The following is a 19,957-nucleotide window of genomic DNA, read 5'->3' as shown; positions in this document are numbered from 1 at the left end:
TTTTTCCTATTTTAATAAGCTCAAAAAGTCTGAAACTGGATCATTGGGAACCATTTGAGCGGTTAATTTAACACCTTTTTCTGCAAGTTTGTGGAAATCTTCCACATCCTTGTCTACTACGTTGATTGAACGTGTAATCGAACGTGTTTCAGGTGTCTGAGACATATTTCCAACATTGAGTGTTTCAATTGGAACACCTGCTTCAACCAAACCAAGGAAGCGGTCTGGCTTACGAGCTACGATAAATAGACGTTGACTATCGTATTTCCCAGCAAGAATATTTGCTGCTGCTTTTTCGATTGGCAGAATACTCAATTTCACACCTGGTGGTGTTGCAAGTTTTAAGCCACTTTTTTCAACATCATTATTGACAACGTCATTATCTACAACCATAATCCGTGAAACATTTAGTTTAGCAGTCCAAAGATTGGCTACTTGTCCGTGGATCAAACGTCCATCAATACGGCATCCTACGATTGTCATAAGTTTTCCCCCTTTATGTCTTTTTGTGTAGGTTTATCAGTTAAATGTATGTGTTCTTTATAATTTCCTTCTGTTTCAAATACGATAATGCGATTCGCACCTGTATGAAGATAGCTATGAGGAATATAAAGTGATAAGATTGGTCCGACATTCCAGAAACGTCCCAGTGGATGGTCGTTAACGAAGGCCACGCCTTTCCCAAACTCAGTTAGATCCAAGTAGGTATCCTTCGGCCCTTTTATGTCAAAGTCATAGGCATAAAAGGCAGGTTGTCCTTCTGTCCACCCCTTTGAAAAATCAATCTTCTCAGGATGATCGAGTGGAAGTGGATATTGTTTCCAATCAGTCAAGAAATGTAAGTCTTTGCAGACACCTGTACGTATTCCCTTTCGCTGTGTGTCTGCTAGGAATTTATGCCCATAATTGACTCGCCCCATATTTTCAATCAGGACATCAATATTAGAGAGCGCTTTCTTTTTTCCTTGACAAAAGATATCTTCACCGATTTCTGTCTGATACTGAGTAGCAATCCACTTACCATCTACAAAGAGCTGAGCTCTATCACGACCGTCAATGATTCGAATCCGTTCTTCTTCTGCATCCCAACTAGCTTTTGTACGATAGAGTAGGTAGCCATAACTTTGGCCTAACTCTTCCATTTTCTTAGGATAGAGACTTTCTATTGGACTCGATAGACTATCTAAGGTTGCAAATAAGGAAACTTTTTCAGCCAGAGGTATCGCTTCTACTTTGGTACTTTCCTTGTAGAGTGGTTCTAGCTGTGGATACTCAGGATAGTATGTCGCTAGCATCTCTTTTACTGCCAAGTATTTGGCTGTTGGATTTCCCGCTTCATCCAGTAGAGCATCATAATCATAAGATGTGACCTGTGGTAAATCCAGAGTACCTCTAGCGGAGCAACCGTTCATAAAGCCAAAGTTTGTGCCACCGTGGAACATGTAAAGGTTAATAGAGCCTAGTTCCAAAACCTCGTGAACGGCATCTGCGAGTTCTTTGGGATCACGTTTGATAATCGGTTCTTTCCAACGGTTAAACCAGCCGTCCCAAAACTCCATACACATGAGCGGCCATTTCTTGCCGTGCTCATCTAAGAACTCTTGCATCTGTGAGAAATTATAAGCAGCTTTGGAGCCAAAATTCCCAGTCACAAAGAGATCATCCTCAATCAAGGTTCCAGCTTTGAGAGTAGCTCGCCATGGACCATCTGATGTAAAGAGCGGACAAGTAGCACCACGCTCTTCCATCAAACGACGAATCGCTCTCAGATAAGCCTTATCTTCGCCATAGGATCCATACTCATTTTCGACTTGCACCATGAGAATGTTTCCACCGTTTTCCAATAATCTCGGAACTAAACGTGGAAACAACTGATCATAGTAGCGGCCAACCATTTCAATAAAAGCTGGGTCAGACGATCGAATTCTCATATTCTTGGTCAAAAGCCATGCAGGTAAACCACCGAATTCCCACTCTGCACAGATAAATGGAGAAGGACGTACAATAGCATATAAGCCCAGATCTTGTGCAATTTGTAGAAATCTCTCTAAATCAAGATTACCTTCAAAGTTAAATTTTCCTTCAGTAGGTTCATGCATGTTCCAAGCAACATAAGTCTCAACTGTGTTAAAACCTAAAGCCTTGAGATTATACAATGAATGATGCCAATCTTCCTCAGGAATTCTAAAATAGTGAATGGCACCAGACAAAATCTTGAATGGTTTTCCATCCAGATAGAATTCATCTTTAATTTCAAACCTAGCCATTCTTCCTCCCTTAAAAACGAAAGAGTTTGCGCTTTCATGTATTGTTATATCAACTATAAACTAATATTGACTTAATGTCAATACTTTTTGAATTTTTCTTTTAAATTTTTCTATTTTTTCTGAATATTTTCTTAAAATTGTCTCAAAATCTATAAAAATCGCATTTTAAATACCTGGAAAATATAAAATAAAACATAAATTGTTTGCACATACTCTAATTTCTTATATCCAATATTATAATTTTTTATCGCTTTTCTACTCTTTTTTTCGATTTTATGTTAGAATCATAAGTGGAGAAGGAAAAAATGAGGTGAAAATATGGCAATTCCAAAATATCAATACATTAAAGATGAATTAAAAAATAAGATTATTTCTGGCCAATTTGCTAGCGGAGACAAGTTCTACACTGAAGCAGAATTAATTTCCATGTATGATGTTAGTTCCATCACAGTGGTTCGTGCTCTTAATGACCTTGCTAAAGATGGTTACATTGTTCGCCAACAAGGTAAAGGAACTTTCGTAGCACGTGCCCGTAAGCATAAACTCGTTGAATTTTCCGATGTAGAAATCTTCGAAACTAAAGATGATAAGGTAACCGTTCTTTCCATCGAACGTGGGAACGATTTTAAATATCTAGAAAAGCTTGGTCTACGCAACGATCAATTCTATTACAAGATTGAACGTGTTCGCGAAACCAATGGTGTCACTTATATTTATCACAGTTCGTATATCCCTGAGCAATATATCAATGCCAACTATCCAAATCCTGAATACTATAGCTCTATCTATAATCGTTTCAAATTGGATTACCACATTCACATGAATGACGAGCATTTTGAAGAAATTAATGAAATTGTATTCCCAACTCCAGAACATGCCGCTTCTGTCCTAGGAATCGACACTCAATTCCCAACTGTACTACAAACTAAGACAACGAAACTTGAAGCAACTGGCCAAGTTTTGGAATACATCGAAACTTACAAACGTTCTGATTTCTACAAAATCAAATTCATTTCTTGTGATCGTGATCACTAATAAACAAAAATCTGAGGCAATGTTGCCCCAGATTTTTTAATTTTATTGAGATCGTCAATATAGAAAATAGTAAAAAAGCGAGACTTCCATCTCGCTTTTTTACTGTTTTAATCGCCAAGTCCAATTCGTTCGAAGATTTCATCCACCCGTTTGGTGTAGTAAGTTGGGTTGAAGATTTCGTCGATTTCTTCTTGAGTGAGACGTGAAGTTACTTCTGGGTCTGCTTCCAAAAGTGGTTTGAAGTCTACTTGGTTATCCCATGATTGGGCAGTCTTCGGTTGAACAAGGTCGTAAGCTTGCTCACGCGTCATGCCTTTTTCAATCAAAGTCAACATGGCACGTTGACTGAATATCAAACCAAATGTAGAGTTCATGTTGCGTTTCATGTTTTCTGGGAAGACTGTCAAGTTCTTAACTATGTTTCCAAAACGGTTAAGCATGTAGTCAATCAAGATGGTTGTATCTGGTGTGATGATACGCTCAGCTGATGAGTGAGAGATATCACGTTCATGCCAGAGTGACACATTTTCATAAGCTGTCACCATGTGACCACGGATGACACGCGCCAAACCTGTCATGTTTTCAGAACCAATAGGATTGCGCTTGTGAGGCATTGCTGAAGACCCTTTTTGCCCCTTAGCAAAGAACTCTTCCACTTCACGTTGTTCTGATTTTTGAAGACCACGGATTTCCGTTGCCATACGCTCGATAGAAGTTGCGATGCTAGCAAGAACTGCAAAGTACTCAGCGTGAAGGTCACGAGGAAGCACCTGTGTAGAGATTTCTTGGGCACGGATACCGAGTTTATCGCAGACGTATTTTTCAACAAATGGTGGGATGTTGGCAAAGTTACCAACCGCACCAGAAATCTTACCAGCTTCCACACCAGCAGCCGCATGCTCGAAACGCTCGATGTTGCGCTTCATTTCGCTGTACCAAGTGGCCAATTTAAGACCAAAAGTTGTAGGCTCAGCGTGCACACCGTGGGTACGACCCATCATAATCGTAAACTTGTGTTCTTTGGCCTTATCTGCCACGATTTTAGTAAAGTTTGCAAGGTCCTTGCGGATGATGTCATTGGCTTGCTTGTAGAGGTAACCATAGGCCGTATCGACCACGTCAGTAGATGTCAAACCATAGTGAACCCACTTACGCTCTTCGCCAAGAGTCTCAGAAACCGCACGTGTGAAGGCCACCACATCGTGACGAGTTTGCTGCTCAATTTCCAAGATACGGTCGATATCAAAGTCCGCTTTTTCGCGAATCAAAGCCACATCTTCCTTGGGGATTTCTCCCAACTCAGCCCATGCTTCGTCAGCTAAGATTTCCACCTCAAGCCAAGCACGGTATTTATTTTCTTCACTCCAAATGTTCGCCATTTCAGGGCGGCTATATCTATCAATCATGTTTATTTTTCCTTTCTTTTGATGTTTCACATCAGTTAGCAACCAGCAACCGTTTTATTCAAATGCGTTGACAACGAGTTGTGTCATAGATTTCTCCTAAAATTATATATGTATTAGATTACTCCGCTTTAATTGTTAACACGGGTCATATATTTATTTAATACGGTATTAATTTGAACTACTAAATTCTGAAAGTTATCATCACATAATAAACTAGACGCATCTTTGGAAGAAAGTTTAAGCTCTTTTTTTATGCTAGACCATTTGCCCGTATTTCGGTTGAATATACAAAATACTGCAGGAAAAACTCCATTACTATCACCAGCTATATAAATTTGAGTTGCGCTATCCAAATCTTTTTCTGAGATAAATGTTAAATTCTGTTCTTTTTTCGATTTTTTTACAAAGCCCCTCAATGACAAGTCATCTACAATAATCTTCTGATAATCCGTCATTAGCCCAGAACATCCAGAATAATATTCAAAAAGTTTATTTACTAATCCCTTTACTTCCTCCGATGATTTATTATGATTTTGTGTGTAAATATTATCTTGTAAAACTTCTACCGTCTTAGTAATCTTTTTTTCATCTAAATTCGACTCTAAAATAGCTTGCTTATATTTATATTCTAATTCTAGGTCAGATCGTAGCTCATCAAGATTATAGCTTAAAATTTGTTGTCTATTTTCACGAGCAAGCAATCGTAACACATCTTGATTTCTTGTAAACGAAACATTCGTAACCGTTCGTAATAAGTCAGCTCTGAAATCTTTTACAAGCTTTATAAAATCTAAATCATGATTATTAGCAATCATAACATCAAGAATATGGGATATTATTTTATAATCAATTGAAATCCAATCTTGGTTCTCTATACTTGGCTCGTCACCGTTAGGAGTTAAGAAGAATTTATATTGTTTCCCAGAAAGTTCATCTAAAACTTTTGAGTACTGAGTCAACTGAGACTCCTCAGAACTACCACTATTATGTTCTGAAGAATATTGTTTCACTTCAATAGCAATTTGAATTTGCTTATCTTTGTTATAGTAATAAACATCAATATTTTCATGTTCTGTTTGACACACTATATTATCTGCACTATCATCAGAGAAAAATGAAAGGATTTCCTTGTTAGATATGTCTATATCTTCTACCGATTTTAATAATTCTCTAATAAATAAGTGACCTAAGTTATGGTTCTCATCAGGGTCTAACAACCATCTAATAAATCTCGAATATCGAATTTCATGAGCGCTCCGCATGTTTCTATCTTTTGTATTTCCATACTCAATAATTTCCCAGAAATTGGGAACTGATTCAATCACTAGTTTATCAACATATTTTTTTAAATTAGGATTCTCTACACGAATTGATTCAATCAAATCCACATAATCTTTAATATTCATTATATTCCCTTATCAAAATTCCTCAACCTTATCCGGATCATCACTAAACAAAGTCACATGCCCCATTTTGCGGTTGTGCTTTGCTTCTAGTTTACCATATAAGTGGAGGTGAGCGCTTGGATTTTCTGTCACAAATTTTTCAGCAGCGTTGACGTGTTGGCCGAGAACATTGAGCATGACAGCAGGTGCATGGAGGTGGATTGCTGGAAGTGGTGCTCCGAGAACGCCCAAGATATGCGTGTCAAACTGTGAAAAGTCACAGGCTTCAATTGAGTAGTGTCCTGAATTGTGTGGGCGTGGAGCAATTTCATTGACAATGATGTCATCAGCGGTCGCAAACATTTCCACACAGAGGGTACCAGATAGGTTAAGTTGCTCAGCAATCTTCACAGCCATAGCTTTAGCTTTCTCAGCTAAACTTTCCGAAATGCGAGCAGGCACAATGGTTTTTGAGAGGATGTTGTTGCGGTGGATATTTTCCTGAACGGGGAAGACTGTCACGTCCTTGCCGTTACCAGACACGATGACGGAAATCTCTAGGTCAAAGTTGACAAATTCTTCCAAGACACAGTCTGCTGAGTCGGCTAACGCATAGGCTTCTTCCAAGTCTGCTTCTGAACGAATAACCTTTTGACCGTGGCCATCGTAACCGCCTGTCGCAGTCTTGAGGACATAGTTTTTCGACAGATCGATATCTGCCAAGTCTTGACTAGAAGTTACAACCTTGTAAGGGGCAACAGTCACTTTAGCCTTATTTGAGAGAAAGTCCTTCTCAAATATCCGGTTTTGGGAGATGCGGAGTAGGTCTGTTCCTTGTGGAAGCTGTCCTTCTTTGATAACAGCGTCAAGGCCGTCAGCATCGACATTCTCAAATTCATAGGTCAGAACATCACAGCGGTCTGCCAACTGACGAAGAGCATCCACATCGTCGTAAGGGGCTGCGATAATTTCCGCCACGCGAGAGGCCGGGCAATCCGCTGCTGGATCTAGAGCGATAACCTTGTGCCCCATGTAAATAGCAGAAATGGCCATCATCTGCCCCAGTTGGCCACCACCGATAATTCCGATTGTTTTAGATGAGCTCATTTGTAGACTCCTCTGCGATTTTTCCTTGTTCTTCTGCGAAATCCGCCAAAGCTGTCGCGATAGCCTGATCCTCTACTGACAGAAGACGGAGGGCAAAGAGAGCAGCGTTTGTCGCACCTGCTTCACCGATAGCCATAGTTGCAACTGGTACTCCGCCTGGCATCTGTACGATCGAGTAGAGCGAGTCCACGCCACTAAGAGCACGTGATTTGACTGGTACACCAATGACAGGAAGGGTTGTTTTGGCAGCGACCATACCTGGCAAGTGAGCAGCGCCACCCGCACCTGCGATAATGACCTTGATGCCACGGCTACGTGCTTCTTCGGCATGTTTGAACATGAGGTCCGGTGTACGGTGTGCGGAAACAACTTTCTTTTCGTAAGCGACGCCGAAGTTGTCTAGGACCTCAGCGGCTTTTTGCATGGTTGCCCAGTCGGATTTTGAGCCCATGATGATGGAAATAATTGGTTTAGTCATAATTTTTCCTTTTCTTTTTTGATAATGGTCTTAGGTGGTGGGGACGGAAGCAAACCTTTGGTTTCATTCCTAAACTTTGAGCCTAAAGTCTCAAAGTTTCCCTCGACCAGAACATTCACTGTTCTGGTCTTCTCACCACAACGACCATTATCTTCGTTTAGCTCGCTTTCGCTCGCTCTGTTAATCTTTTATCGCCTTGCTACCGATATCCGTACGATAGAAAAGGCCTTCTGTGTTTTGTTTGTTGAGTTCGTTGTAGATGATGTTTTGACCGTCTTTGACGGTGTCTGCTGTTGTGACCAGCATGTAGACACGTCCGCCGTTTGAAAGGAGGTCTTGACCATTTTCAGCGAATTTAGCACCTGCATAATAAGTGATGATGTCACCCTCTGTCTTGGCTGGAAGCTTGACACCCTTCTCATAAGCGAGTGGGTAACCGTTTGAGGCTACAACCACACCAAGTGTCACACCCTTATCGGTCCAAGTGATGGCTGGCTCTTTACCATCTAAAATGTCAGTGATGTTTTGTGCAAAGTCAGATGTCAAACGAGGCAAGATAATTTGCGTCTCAGGATCGCCAAAGCGAGAGTTGAACTCGATGACTTTAGGGCCGTCAGCTGTCAAGATAAGACCAGCATAAAGGACACCAGTGTAGGGACGACCTTCTTTGATCATGCCTTCAAGAACTGGCTTGACAATGGTGTCAACCGCTGTGTCAACCACGCTCTGTGGCAAGTGAGGAACTGGCGCATAAGCCCCCATCCCACCAGTATTCGGACCCTTATCACCATCATAGGCACGTTTGTGGTCCTGAGCCGTTGGCATGATGTAGAACTTGTCCCCATTGACAAAGGCAAAGAGAGAAAACTCTTCCCCATCAAGGAATTCCTCTATGACCACACGCGCACCTGAGTCACCGAATTTATTGTCCAAAAGCATTTCGTGAGCAGCTTCGACGGCTTGCTCAACTGTCTCCGCAACGACGACACCTTTTCCAAGAGCCAAGCCGTCTGCCTTGACGACGATTGGAGCGCCTTTTTCCTCGATGTAGGCCTTGGCTTCCTCGAAATCTGAAAATGTGCCATAGGCTGCTGTCGGAACGTCGTATTTGACCATGATTTCCTTAGCAAAATCCTTAGACCACTCCAGCTCAGCCGCAGCCTTGGTCGGACCAAAGGCTTTGAGTCCTGCCACATTGAAATCATCCACGATACCAGCCGCAAGGGCATCATCTGGACCGATAAAGGTCCAAGCAATATCGTTGACTTTTACGAAGTCAATTAGCTTAGAATGTTCGGAAATAGAGATATTTACCAAATCAAGTCCATCTAATCGCATCCCGTCATTCCCAGGCGCCACGAAAACTTGCTCAACGTCCTTAGACTCCATCAACTTTTTGGCAATCGCATGTTCACGACCACCTGAGCCAACAACTAACAGTTTCATCTCTCAACCTCTTATGCGAATTATTTATTAATATTATACCACAAACGTTCGTTTTAATCTTGTTTCGCTTGGTTTTTTAAACAAAAAAAGGAAAGAAACTGCTTTCTTCCCTTTCGTTTTCTTAATGTCTAAAATGTCTCACACCTGTGAAGACCATAGTTAAACCATGTTTATCGGCCGCTTCGATGGATTCTTGGTCACGAACGGATCCACCCGGTTGGATGATCGCTTTAATACCTGCTTTAGCGATTTCTTCTACGTTATCTGCAAATGGGAAGAAGGCATCTGAAGCAAGAACAGCGCCGTCAAGGCGGTCTTTAGCTTGGTCAATAGCAATACGGACGGAAGCCACACGGTTGGTTTGACCAGGACCAACACCAAGTGTCATGTGGTCGTTAGTCACAATGATACCGTTTGATTTGACATACTTGATAGCCTTCCAAGCAAATTCAAGAGCTGTTGCTTCTGTCTCAGTTGGTTGGCGTTTGGTTACCACTTGCCAGTCAGCTGGACTTTCTTTCACCACGTCTTGGTTTTGAACGAGGAGACCTCCAACAACACCGGTGTATTCTGCTTCTGCTTCACTAGCATCTTGAGCATCAAATGGCAATTCAAGGATACGCAAGTTTTTCTTCTTAGTTGTCAAGATTTCAAGCGCTTCGTCCGTATAGCTTGGTGCAATGATGATTTCAAGGAAAACACCGTGCATTTTCGTAGCTGTCGCAGCATCCACCTCACGGTTGAGAACGACAATCCCACCAAAGATAGACACTGGATCAGACTCATAAGCGTAGTCCCAAGCTGTTTCGATATCGTCAGCCTGACCGATTCCACATGGGTTCATGTGTTTGAGAGCTACAACAGTTGGACGTTCTTTGAAATCACGGATGATACGGATCGCTGCGTCAGCATCACGGATATTGTTGAAGGACAATTCTTTACCATTCAGCTGTTTAGCGGATGCAATGGAGTATTCCGTTGGAAGAGCTTTTTGGTAGAAGTCTGCGTCTTGTTGAGGGTTTTCGCCGTAACGCATGGGTTGCTTGAGGTCATAAGTCAAAGTGAGTTTTTCAGGTTTTTCTTCACCCACTTGAGCAGTGAAATATGCCGCAATCAAAGCATCATACGCCGCTGTGTGACGGAATACTTTCGCTGCTAACCGTTGACGAGTTTCGTAAGTGGTTTTGCCGTTTGTTGCCAATTCGTCAAGCACAACAGCATAGTCAGCAGGATCTACTACAACTGTTACGCTAGCGTGGTTTTTGGCTGCTGAACGAAGCATAGATGGACCACCGATATCGATGTTTTCAACCGCGTCAGCGTAAGTCACGTCTGGTTTAAGGATGGTTTCCTTGAATGGGTAAAGATTGACCACAACAAGGTCAATCAATTCGATATTATTGTCCTTGGCCGCTTGAAGGTGGCTATCGAGGTCACGACGAGCGAGGAGACCACCGTGGATATTTGGGTGGAGAGTCTTCACACGACCGTCCATCATTTCTGGGAACCCAGTCACATCATCAATTGCAATGGTATCAACACCAGCATTGTCAAGGGCAACTTTGGTCCCACCTGTTGAGATGATGTCCCAACCAAATTTTTTGAGTTCTTGGGCAAATTCGACAATGCCCGCTTTGTCTGAGACACTGATTAGTGCGCGTTTAGTCATTTTCTTTCTTTTCCTTTTTTAAAAAAGTTCTTTCTCTGCTACAGTCAAAAATTATCTTTCAGCTCTTGTGCTTCCTTATTTTCGTGCAACGCCCAAACTCTCCAACACTTCTGGATAGAGCTTGTACTCTGTTTCATGGATGCGGGTTTCGAACGTGTCAAGGGTATCCCCTTCAAGACGTGGCACACGGACTTGTTTGATAACCTTTCCGGTATCAACTCCAGAATCCACCCAGTGAATGGTCACACCGCTCTCAGCAACACCTGCATTCCAAGCATCCTCAATACCATGGGCACCTGGAAATTCTGGAAGATAAGCCGGATGAATGTTGATAATACGGCCTTCGTAAGCTGCTAGCAAGGTTGGACCGACGATTTTCATATAACCGGCCAAACAAACCAAATCAATCTGGTTTTCATCCAAGAGTTTGACGATAGCCTCTTCATAAGCCTCTTTATTGTCAAATTCCTTGAGTTCAAAGGCATGGCTCGCCACACTAAGATTTTTGGCACGTTCTAAGACATAGGCATCACGGTGATCTGAAAAGACAAATTCTACTGGAAATTGTTCTGCAATCACCTGGAAGTTTGAGCCGTTGCCAGAGGCAAATACAGCAATCGTTTTAGCCATTATTTAATCACCACACTTGAACCATCTTTCTTCACAATTCGACCGATTTCATAAACCGGTTCGTCAAGAAGTTCTTTGACACGTTCCACATTTTCTGGTTTCACCGCAAGCATGAGACCAATACCCATGTTGAAGATTTCAAACATTTCTTCGTGTTTGATTTGGCCATATTTTTCAAGGGCTTTGAAAATTGGAAGAACAGGCACTTTGCTTTCGTCAATTTCAGCAGCCAAGTCATCCGCGAACATACGTGGTACATTTTCGATGAAACCACCACCTGTGATGTGGGCAATTCCATTCACCAATTCTTCTTTGATGAGTGGTAAAGCCGCTTTGACGTAGATACGAGTTGGTTCAAGAAGAACGTCTTTGAGTTTCTTGCCTTCAAGTTCTGGGAGAACTTCTTCACCTGTGTAATCAGCAAAGACACGACGAACAAGTGAGTAACCATTTGAGTGGATACCGCTTGAAGCAAGCCCCAAAATCACATCGCCTGCTGCTACTTTTGAACCGTCGATGATTTGAGATTTTTCTGCAACACCAACAGCAAATCCAGCCAAGTCATAGTCGTCTTCACCATACATACCAGGCATTTCAGCCGTTTCACCACCGATAAGGGCTGCACCAGCTTGCACACATCCTTCAGCCACACCAGCAACGACCTGTTCTAGTTTAGCTGGTTCATTTTTACCAGTTGCGATATAGTCAAGGAAGTAAAGGGGCTCCGCACCTGCAGCGATAATATCGTTAACACACATAGCCACACAGTCTTGACCAATTGTATCGTGCTTATCGTACTTAATAGCCAGCATGAGTTTAGTACCGACACCGTCCGTCCCTGAGATCAAAACAGGCTCTTTGACACCCGTTTTTGAAAGGTCAAACATACCACCGAAGCCACCTAGAGCTCCCATAACACCCGCACGCTCTGTACGTGCTACGTGTTTTTTGATCCGTTCAACAACTTCATAACCCGCTTCAACGTCCACACCCGATTGAGCGTATGCATTCTTATTTGTCATTTTTTAATCCTTTTCTTTTTTGAGAAAGACTGCGACGTATTTTTAGGTAAACAATTATTTTATCTAAAAATACTAGTCAGGTCTCTAGCTTTGGTCCCATAGGAGAAAGCGTCTACTGACAAATGCTTTAGCTTTTAGTCAGTAGTGAGACGTGGAGCATAAGCATTTTTATTCGTCATTTGTTTATTCCTTTTCCGTTCCTTCAATGGGAAATTTTATTTGTAAAAACTTGTTTTCTCTTCCAAACTTCTACGGTATTCTTCTTCATAGTCATAGAGAGGAGTTGGATATTTCCCATCAAAGTACGCGACACAAAGACCACCATTTGGCGCATCTGTTTCAATCCCAATAGAATTAATCAAGCCCTCGATAGAGAGATAGGTTAAGCTATCTGCCCCAATGATTTGGCAAGTTTCCTCAACCGTATGATTAGCCGCAATCAGCTCCTGACGCGTCTGAATATCAATCCCGTAAAAACAAGGATAAGCTAACGCTGGGCTTCCAATAGCAACGTGAACTTCCGTTGCCCCTGCTTCTTTCAACAATTGAACAATTCTCCGAGATGTTGTTCCTCGCACAATCGAGTCATCAATCATGACAACGCGTTTGCCTTTCACGACTCCAGAAACAGCAGAGAGTTTCATCCGAACCCCTTGCTCGCGCAACTCTTGAGTTGGCTGGATAAAGGTCCGTTGAGTGTATTGGTTTTTAATCAAGCCCATTTCATTTGGCAGGCCAGATTCTTCCGCAAAGCCCATAGCTGCGCTGAGTGAGGAATTTGGTACCCCAACTACGATATCCGCCTCATGCTTGAATTCACGCGCCAATTGAGCCCCCATTCTCTTACGAGCTGTATGGACATTGACCCCGTGGATGTTTGAGTCAGGACGGGCAAAGTAGATATACTCCATGGAACAGATAGCCAACTGAGTATCGTTTGTGTAGCTATCATACTGGATACCACTATCATCAATAATGACAATCTCGCCTGGTTTCACATCACGTACCCACTCTGCACCAATCACTTCAAAAGCACAGGTTTCAGAAGAAACAACAACAGCTCCATTAGCCATTTTCCCAATAGAAAGAGGGCGGAAGCCGTTTGGGTCAAGGGCTGCAATCAACTTATCTTCAAACATCAAAAGATAAGCGAAACCACCTTTAACCAGACTGAGTGCTTCCTTAATTTTACCCATCAAGTTTGGATTGTGGCTACGGCGAATGAGGTGAGCTAAGATTTCTGAGTCAGAAGTTGAGCTGAAAATTGCTCCTCTTTGTTCCAATTCTTGCTTGAGCGATTCGGCATTGGTCAGATTTCCATTATGTGCTAGCCCAAACTGCATATCGTGAAAGCGGAAAAGGAAAGGTTGGATATTGTCTACAGAAGCTTCTCCCGCCGTCGCATAACGCACGTGCCCGATAGCACCTGTTCCTGTCAATTTATCCAAATTAGCAGGATTTTTAAAGACTTCTGATAAGAGACCCATATCTCGATAGCGTTTCAAATTCCCGTTGTCGTTGGAGAGGATTCCTGCCCCTTCCTGACCACGGTGCTGTAGACTATGAAGCCCAAAATAGGTTAATTTAGCGGCATCTGGATGACCCCAGATTCCAAAAACTCCACATTCTTCATTAAGAGATTTTACTTCGTATGTCATTTTATATACCTAATTTTCATTTGTGTATCATTCCTTAAGTAGTAGGGACGCTCTCAACTTTCTTTGATGATTTTCTAATTTTTTCATAGTCGTCATAAATGCCGACGAAAAAACAGAAAGTCTATCAGGAAATTTTCGAGCTAGTATTTGAGCCAAAGTCTCAAATACTCCCTTAACGATACTAGAGCGGAATGATACGGCAGAAGCTCGTTTCACTCGCAACAATAAATCATTTACAATTGTCGTAAGTTAGATCTACTTGATTTTACATTTACTGATGGTTATCTATTAGAAAATCTGCAAAGCCTATTTTCCAGTAAAGTATTTAACCGCTGATGCAAAGAGATATTGGTCTTTATTTCCTGGAATATTTTGGAAAAGACCGTCTTCGAAACGTTCTGAGTGTCCCATCTTACCAATAATTTGACCGTTCTTACTTGTGATACCTTCAATCGCATTAACAGAACCATTTGGATTGTACTTAGAGTCCATGCTTGGTTTGCCTTCGAAGTCAACATATTGGGTAAAGATTTGACCATTGTCACGAAGTTCTGCAAATTCCTCAGCTGTCACGACAAACTTACCTTCACCGTGTGATACTGGGATGGCATGGATGTCACCAACTTCCACGCCTGTAAGCCATGGTGAGTTGGTGTTGGCAATCCGTGTTTCTACCATCTTGGCCACGTGTTGGTTGGCATCATTGTAGAAGAGAGTTGGACTCGTACTGCTTGCATCTTCAAAGTTACCGTATGGAAGAAGACCTGATTTAACAAGAGCTTGGAATCCATTACAGATACCGATGATCAAACCACCACCTTCGATGAAGTGATCAATGGCTGCACGCACTTTTTCGTTAAGCAAGATGTTAACGATAAATTTAGCTGATCCATCTGGTTCATCCGCTGCTGAGAATCCACCGGCAAAGAAGATAATGTTAGCTTTTCCGATATTGTCAACCATGGTGTCAACAGACTTGACAATCGCTTCTTCATTCAGTGTGACAAATGGTACTAAGTTGACTTTCGCACCTTCTTTTTCAAAGGCCTTAGCTGAATCGTATTCAGAGTTAGTACCTGGGAACACTGGGATGTAAACCACTGGTGTCTCAACTGTTTCTTTAGCTTTGATGACAGCATCTGATGCCACAGCAGGAACTTCTTCCAACTCAATTGCTTGTGCAAATTCCGTTGGGTAAACTTCTTCCAATTTACCTTGGAAGGCACTGTCAAGTTTGTGTCCATCAAGCCTTACATCGTTGACAGTAAGTGTAAAGTCAGCTGCTGTTTGTCCAATCTTGGCAACACCTGAAATCTCTTCCGGAGATGTGAAGATGAATCCACCTAATTGAGCTGTCAAAGCAGTCTCAATATTTTCAAGGCTTACAGTGGCACCGATATGGTTCCCAAACGTTGCAAGTGCAAGAGCTTCAAGGATACCACCATATTTGACCGCTGATGCTGCTGTGACTTTGTGGTCTGCCTGGATGGCTTCAAACTGAGCAAAGTTAGACTTGATAAGATCAAAGTCAATTTCCTGTGTCAAAGCTTGACCTGGGATGTAATAGATATTTTCACCAACAGCTTTAAATTCCGGAGAAAGGACCTTACGGCTATCTGCTGTTGTCACACCAAAGGCAACCAAGGTTGGTGGTACTGTCAATTCTTCAAAAGTACCAGACATAGAGTCTTTACCACCGATAGACGGCAAACCAAGTTGAATCTGAGCTTCGATTGATCCAAGAAGAGCTGATACTGGTTGGCCAAAACGCTCTGCTTGTTTATCCATACGCTCGAAGTATTCTTGATAAGAGAAACGAGCCTTAGACCAGTTTGCACCAGCAGCAACCAAACGAGCAGTTGCTTCGATAACCGCATAAGCAGCACCATGATATGGAGACCATTCTGCTACATAAGGGTTGAATCCTTGCGCCATGACAGAGGCAGTTGTTGTCACGCCATGTTGAACTGGCAATTTCTGTACAGAAGCTTCAGTTGGTGTGATTTGGTAGCGACCACCAAGTGGATGATTGACTGTTGAACGACCAACTGAACTATCAAAGATGGTTTGCAAACCTTTTTGACTGGCATGGTTAAGGTCAGCCAAGACTGCAAGAGTATCTGCTTCAAGTGTTTCAGCAGATGTTTGACGTTCTTCTGGAAGCTTGACATCCTTGTCAACCACCTTAGCATCTACGACCACACGTACACCGTTTGTATCAAGGAAACGACGTTCCAAATCAACGATTGTTTCACCATTCCAGTGCATGACAAGGTTTGGTTTTTCAGTTACTGTTGCAACGACAACTGCATCAATATTTTCTTTGTTACATGCTGCAATGAAGGCATCTACGTCTTCTGGACGAACCACTACAGCCATACGCTCTTGAGATTCAGAGATGGCAATTTCTGTACCGTTCAAGCCTTGATATTTCAATGGCACTTTGTCTAGATCAATTTCAAGACCATCTGCCAATTCACCGATAGCCACACAGACACCACCAGCACCAAAGTCATTTGATTTCTTGATCAGACGTGTCACTTCCCCATTACGGAAAAGACGTTGAATTTTACGTTCTTCGATGGCATTCCCTTTTTGAACCTCAGCACCAGCTGTTTCAACAGATTCAACCGTTTGAACTTTAGAAGAACCTGTCGCACCACCGACACCATCACGTCCAGTCTTCCCACCGAGCAAGATAATCACATCACCTGCTTCAGGTTTTTCACGGACAACATTTTCCTTAGGAGCCGCACCGACAACAGCACCTAGTTCCATACGCTTAGCAACGAAACCTGGGTGGAAGTATTCACGAACATAAGTTGTTGCAAGACCAATTTGGTTCCCATATGAAGAATAACCGTGAGCCGCTGTTTTAGAAATGACTTGTTGCGGCAATTTACCAGCGCGAGTCGCTGAAATTGGAGCTGTAATATCACCAGCACCTGAGATACGCATCGCTTGGTAAACGTAGGAACGTCCTGACAATGGGTCACGAATGGCACCACCGATACAAGTAGCCGCTCCACCAAATGGTTCGATTTCCGTTGGGTGGTTGTGAGTTTCGTTCTTGAACATGAGAAGCCATGGTTCTTTGACACCATTGACATCCACTTCAATTTCAACAGAGCAGGCATTGATTTCATCAGACACTTCCATGTCATCCAAACGACCATTGGCACGCTCATAACGACCAAAAATAGTCGCCATATCCATCAAGGTTTGAGGTTTTTCTGTACGTCCCAACTCATTACGCATGGCGATATACTTGTCATAAGTCGCTTGCAATTGTTTTTGGAATTTAGAAGCTGAGAAGTCGATGTTTTTCAACTCTGTCTCAAAAGTTGTGTGACGGCAGTGGTCGGACCAATAAGTATCCAAAACCTTTAACTCAGTCTCAGTTGGCACACGTCCAATAGACTTAAAGTAATCTTGAATGAAGAGAAGGTCATCCACTTCCATGGCCAATCCTTGCTCTGCCTTATACTTAGCAAAATCTTCAGCCACATAAGTTTCAAAGAAATCCAAGTTTGGAATAGTCTTGTCGGACTCAGAGAAATCCTGTTTCGCAATACCAACAGTGATATCTTTGAAACGAGAATCCACTGGGTTCAAGAGGTAGTTTTTGACAGCTTCCAATTCATTAGTAGCAATATCCTTGTTAACCAAGTAAAGTTGCGCGGTATTAACCGTCACATCATTTGAACTACCAAGCAACAGCAAAGCTTCTTGTGAAGAGGCCGCACGTTGGTCAAATTGACCAGGTAAGCTTTCGATAGCAAAGAAAGCAACCTTCTCAAGATCAGCCTTAACCGCAGCTTCATCTAAAACAGTATCGGTCACTTGTTCAGAGAAGATATGTTTTTCTGCACGCCCAAACAAGTCCTCTGCCAAATTAAAGACATCGTATACCTGAACAATACGAAGATCCTTCAAGGTTTTCAACTGAAGATTATGCTGTAATTCTTTTACTAAAGAGTCCGATTTCACACGAAAATCAGCTTTTTTCTCAACGAAAATACGTTTATCCATTTTATTTCCTTTATTTATTTCTACTAAAAACTGTATTGGAGAGGAATTCAAAAAATTACTTCAAGCCTTGCAATTTTTCCAATACAACTTCATAAACATCTGTCAGACTGCCCAAATCTCTACGGAAAACATCCTTGTCCATGTGGTGTCCTTCCGCATCCCAAAGGCGACAGTTATCTGGTGAAAACTCATCTGCCAAGATGATCTTGCCATCCTTATCAAAACCAAATTCCAATTTGAAGTCAATCAAACGAAGGCCGATTTGGGCAAACCAATCCTTCAACAACTCATTGATACGGCGTGTTTCTGCCTTGATATAAGCAATTTGTTCATCATTGGCAACACCCAAGAATTTCACGTGTTCGTCGTTGATAAACGGATCATCCAGCTCATCGTTTTTATAGTAAAATTCAACGATTGGAGTTTCCAATTCCAACCCTTCTTCAACGCCAAAACGCTTTGAAAATGAACCTGCAGTCACGTTTCGAAGAACAACTTCCAAAGGAATAATTTTAACCTTCTTATTCAATTGTTCGGTATCAGAAATACGTTCGATAAAGTGTGTTGCCACACCGGCAGCGTTCAATTTTTCAAAAATAAGAGACGAAATCTGATTATTCAGCACGCCTTTCCCCTTAATAGTCTCCTTACGAGCACCATTAAGCATGGTTGCTTGATCCTTATAGACCGATTTAATCACATTTTCGTCTTCTGTAGTATAGATATCTTTAGCTTTTCCCGTATAAATTAATTTGTCTGACATTTTATTGTTCGCCTTTCGTATTACTTGAGCACATTTTACCACAAAAGTCATAGAAATTCAAGAATTTTACGAATAAAATAGAATGCGCCGTACCATTGGTAAATAAAAACTGCAATCCATTTTGGAATACAGTTTTTAAAAATTATTTAATAAGAGAACGAACATTAGTCTCTATTCAAAAATTCATCTAGATAATAGCGAAAATAACTCTTTTTACCTATCATTATTCGTAGACGCCCCTCTAATCCGTATCTAAGATTTTTAGCTTCTTCCTCGGTAACGCTTGTTTCTGCTTCTATTTTAAAGAAATTTCCTTGATCAGTTCTGGTTGCAATTGTATCTATGCCAGTAATCTTAGAAACGAGCAACACCTGATTATTATTGTCGTTACTTGTGGTAAAGCGCACAGGATCTCCAATCTGGATTCCCATGATATCTTTTGAACTAAGATAAGCTGTCAATTTTGTTTTCCCTTCCCTATCCAATGGGGGATATAGTTTGGCAAGCGGGGTTCCTTCTGCGACTACCGAAGATTGACCTATCTCAGGATTAAGGTGAAGGATCCCATCTTCCTCAGCTCTGATTACCCCTTCTTCAAGAAAACGAGATTGACTGTTTTTACCTAATTTTCCTTCTAAAATTTCTTGCTTTTGAGGTTTCTGAGAAGTGATGCTTATTTTCTGCTGCACCTCACTATTTTTGAGACCACTTGCTTTACTTTTATAGTCTTGTGGCATCTCAAACCGACTATTATAAACTTCAGATTGAATTTCATCTCCTATTTTCTGATACTGAACGAGTAATTCTCCTCGTTGTACCCGTTTGTTCTCTTCCATATGATTGGCTACCATTCTCTGATTACTAGCTGATTGGATATTGGAGATGATGCGACTGGGTTCAACAGTAGCTTTCGAAGATAAGCTAATCTCCTTTTCTGCAAACACTGAAAACCCAAACAAAAACACTATCAAAAATGACATCGGCAAAATCACACGACTTGAAAAATTATGGTAACGTCGATTATAAAACTCCGCACTTTCTAAAAATTCTTTATGCATT

Annotated in this window: 15 protein-coding genes; 1 reads left to right on the top strand and 14 read right to left on the bottom strand. The window is 41.7% G+C overall.

Annotated features, from left to right (window positions below):
• Positions 1 to 6: 6 nt before the first annotated feature.
• Positions 7 to 483, bottom strand: coding sequence for a PTS sugar transporter subunit IIB (locus tag HMPREF9180_RS08345; RefSeq protein ID WP_006146092.1), 477 nt, complete (start codon positions 481 to 483; stop codon positions 7 to 9).
• On the bottom strand, positions 480 to 2,267 hold the full coding sequence (locus HMPREF9180_RS08340; protein WP_006146091.1) for a glycoside hydrolase family 35 protein: 1,788 nt from the start codon (positions 2,265 to 2,267) through the stop codon (positions 480 to 482). The genes HMPREF9180_RS08345 and HMPREF9180_RS08340 overlap by 4 nt, the downstream gene beginning before the upstream one ends.
• A gap of 318 nt (positions 2,268 to 2,585) precedes the next feature.
• Here HMPREF9180_RS08340 and HMPREF9180_RS08335 point away from each other — a divergent pair, with 318 nt between their 5' ends.
• Positions 2,586 to 3,302 (top strand): GntR family transcriptional regulator, encoded by a 717-nt coding sequence (locus tag HMPREF9180_RS08335; RefSeq protein ID WP_006146090.1) that lies wholly within the window; start codon positions 2,586 to 2,588, stop codon positions 3,300 to 3,302.
• A 107-nt stretch (positions 3,303 to 3,409) separates the two neighbouring features.
• On the opposite strand, the gene purB is transcribed toward HMPREF9180_RS08335, so the two are convergent.
• The 12 genes from purB to HMPREF9180_RS08275 all read right to left on the bottom strand — a co-directional run bounded on the left by purB (position 3,410) and on the right by HMPREF9180_RS08275 (position 19,956).
• A complete protein-coding gene (purB, locus tag HMPREF9180_RS08330; RefSeq protein WP_025168747.1) occupies positions 3,410 to 4,708 on the bottom strand; it encodes an adenylosuccinate lyase in 1,299 nt (432 codons plus the stop codon).
• Positions 4,709 to 4,836: 128 nt separating this feature from the next.
• Entirely contained in the window at positions 4,837 to 6,114 is a 1,278-nt protein-coding gene (locus HMPREF9180_RS08325) for a PD-(D/E)XK nuclease family protein (RefSeq protein WP_006146088.1), read from the bottom strand.
• Between the two features lie 12 nt (positions 6,115 to 6,126).
• Positions 6,127 to 7,200, bottom strand: a complete 1,074-nt coding sequence (purK, locus tag HMPREF9180_RS08320; RefSeq protein ID WP_006146087.1) for a 5-(carboxyamino)imidazole ribonucleotide synthase — start codon at positions 7,198 to 7,200, stop codon at positions 6,127 to 6,129.
• On the bottom strand, positions 7,187 to 7,678 hold the full coding sequence (gene purE, locus HMPREF9180_RS08315) for a 5-(carboxyamino)imidazole ribonucleotide mutase (protein ID WP_006146086.1): 492 nt from the start codon (positions 7,676 to 7,678) through the stop codon (positions 7,187 to 7,189). Before purE ends, purK begins: the two co-directional genes overlap by 14 nt.
• 180 nt (positions 7,679 to 7,858) lie before the next feature.
• Positions 7,859 to 9,124 carry a phosphoribosylamine--glycine ligase gene (gene purD, locus HMPREF9180_RS08310; protein WP_006146084.1) on the bottom strand — a complete coding sequence of 422 codons (1,266 nt, stop codon included), beginning with the start codon at positions 9,122 to 9,124 and terminating at the stop codon, positions 7,859 to 7,861.
• A 121-nt stretch (positions 9,125 to 9,245) separates the two neighbouring features.
• Entirely contained in the window at positions 9,246 to 10,793 is a 1,548-nt protein-coding gene (purH, locus tag HMPREF9180_RS08305) for a bifunctional phosphoribosylaminoimidazolecarboxamide formyltransferase/IMP cyclohydrolase (protein WP_006146083.1), read from the bottom strand.
• 75 nt (positions 10,794 to 10,868) lie between these two features.
• Positions 10,869 to 11,423, bottom strand: a complete 555-nt coding sequence (gene purN, locus HMPREF9180_RS08300) for a phosphoribosylglycinamide formyltransferase (protein ID WP_006146082.1) — start codon at positions 11,421 to 11,423, stop codon at positions 10,869 to 10,871.
• Positions 11,423 to 12,445, bottom strand: coding sequence for a phosphoribosylformylglycinamidine cyclo-ligase (gene purM / locus HMPREF9180_RS08295; protein ID WP_006146081.1), 1,023 nt, complete (start codon positions 12,443 to 12,445; stop codon positions 11,423 to 11,425). Before purM ends, purN begins: the two co-directional genes overlap by 1 nt.
• 215 nt (positions 12,446 to 12,660) lie before the next feature.
• Entirely contained in the window at positions 12,661 to 14,103 is a 1,443-nt protein-coding gene (gene purF, locus HMPREF9180_RS08290; protein WP_006146080.1) for an amidophosphoribosyltransferase, read from the bottom strand.
• A 306-nt stretch (positions 14,104 to 14,409) separates the two neighbouring features.
• Entirely contained in the window at positions 14,410 to 18,135 is a 3,726-nt protein-coding gene (locus tag HMPREF9180_RS08285; protein ID WP_006146079.1) for a phosphoribosylformylglycinamidine synthase, read from the bottom strand.
• Between the two features lie 55 nt (positions 18,136 to 18,190).
• A complete protein-coding gene (purC, locus tag HMPREF9180_RS08280) occupies positions 18,191 to 18,898 on the bottom strand; it encodes a phosphoribosylaminoimidazolesuccinocarboxamide synthase (protein ID WP_025168746.1) in 708 nt (235 codons plus the stop codon).
• Positions 18,899 to 19,062: 164 nt separating this feature from the next.
• The gene (locus HMPREF9180_RS08275; RefSeq protein ID WP_006146077.1) at positions 19,063 to 19,956 is read right to left on the bottom strand and encodes an HlyD family efflux transporter periplasmic adaptor subunit; all 894 of its coding nucleotides are present in this window, start codon (positions 19,954 to 19,956) and stop codon (positions 19,063 to 19,065) included.
• Position 19,957 lies beyond the last annotated feature (1 nt).

The sequence above is a fragment of the Streptococcus peroris ATCC 700780 genome, assembly GCF_000187585.1.
GTDB lineage: Bacteria > Bacillota > Bacilli > Lactobacillales > Streptococcaceae > Streptococcus > Streptococcus peroris.
This window is presented reverse-complemented; position numbering and strand designations above follow the sequence as displayed.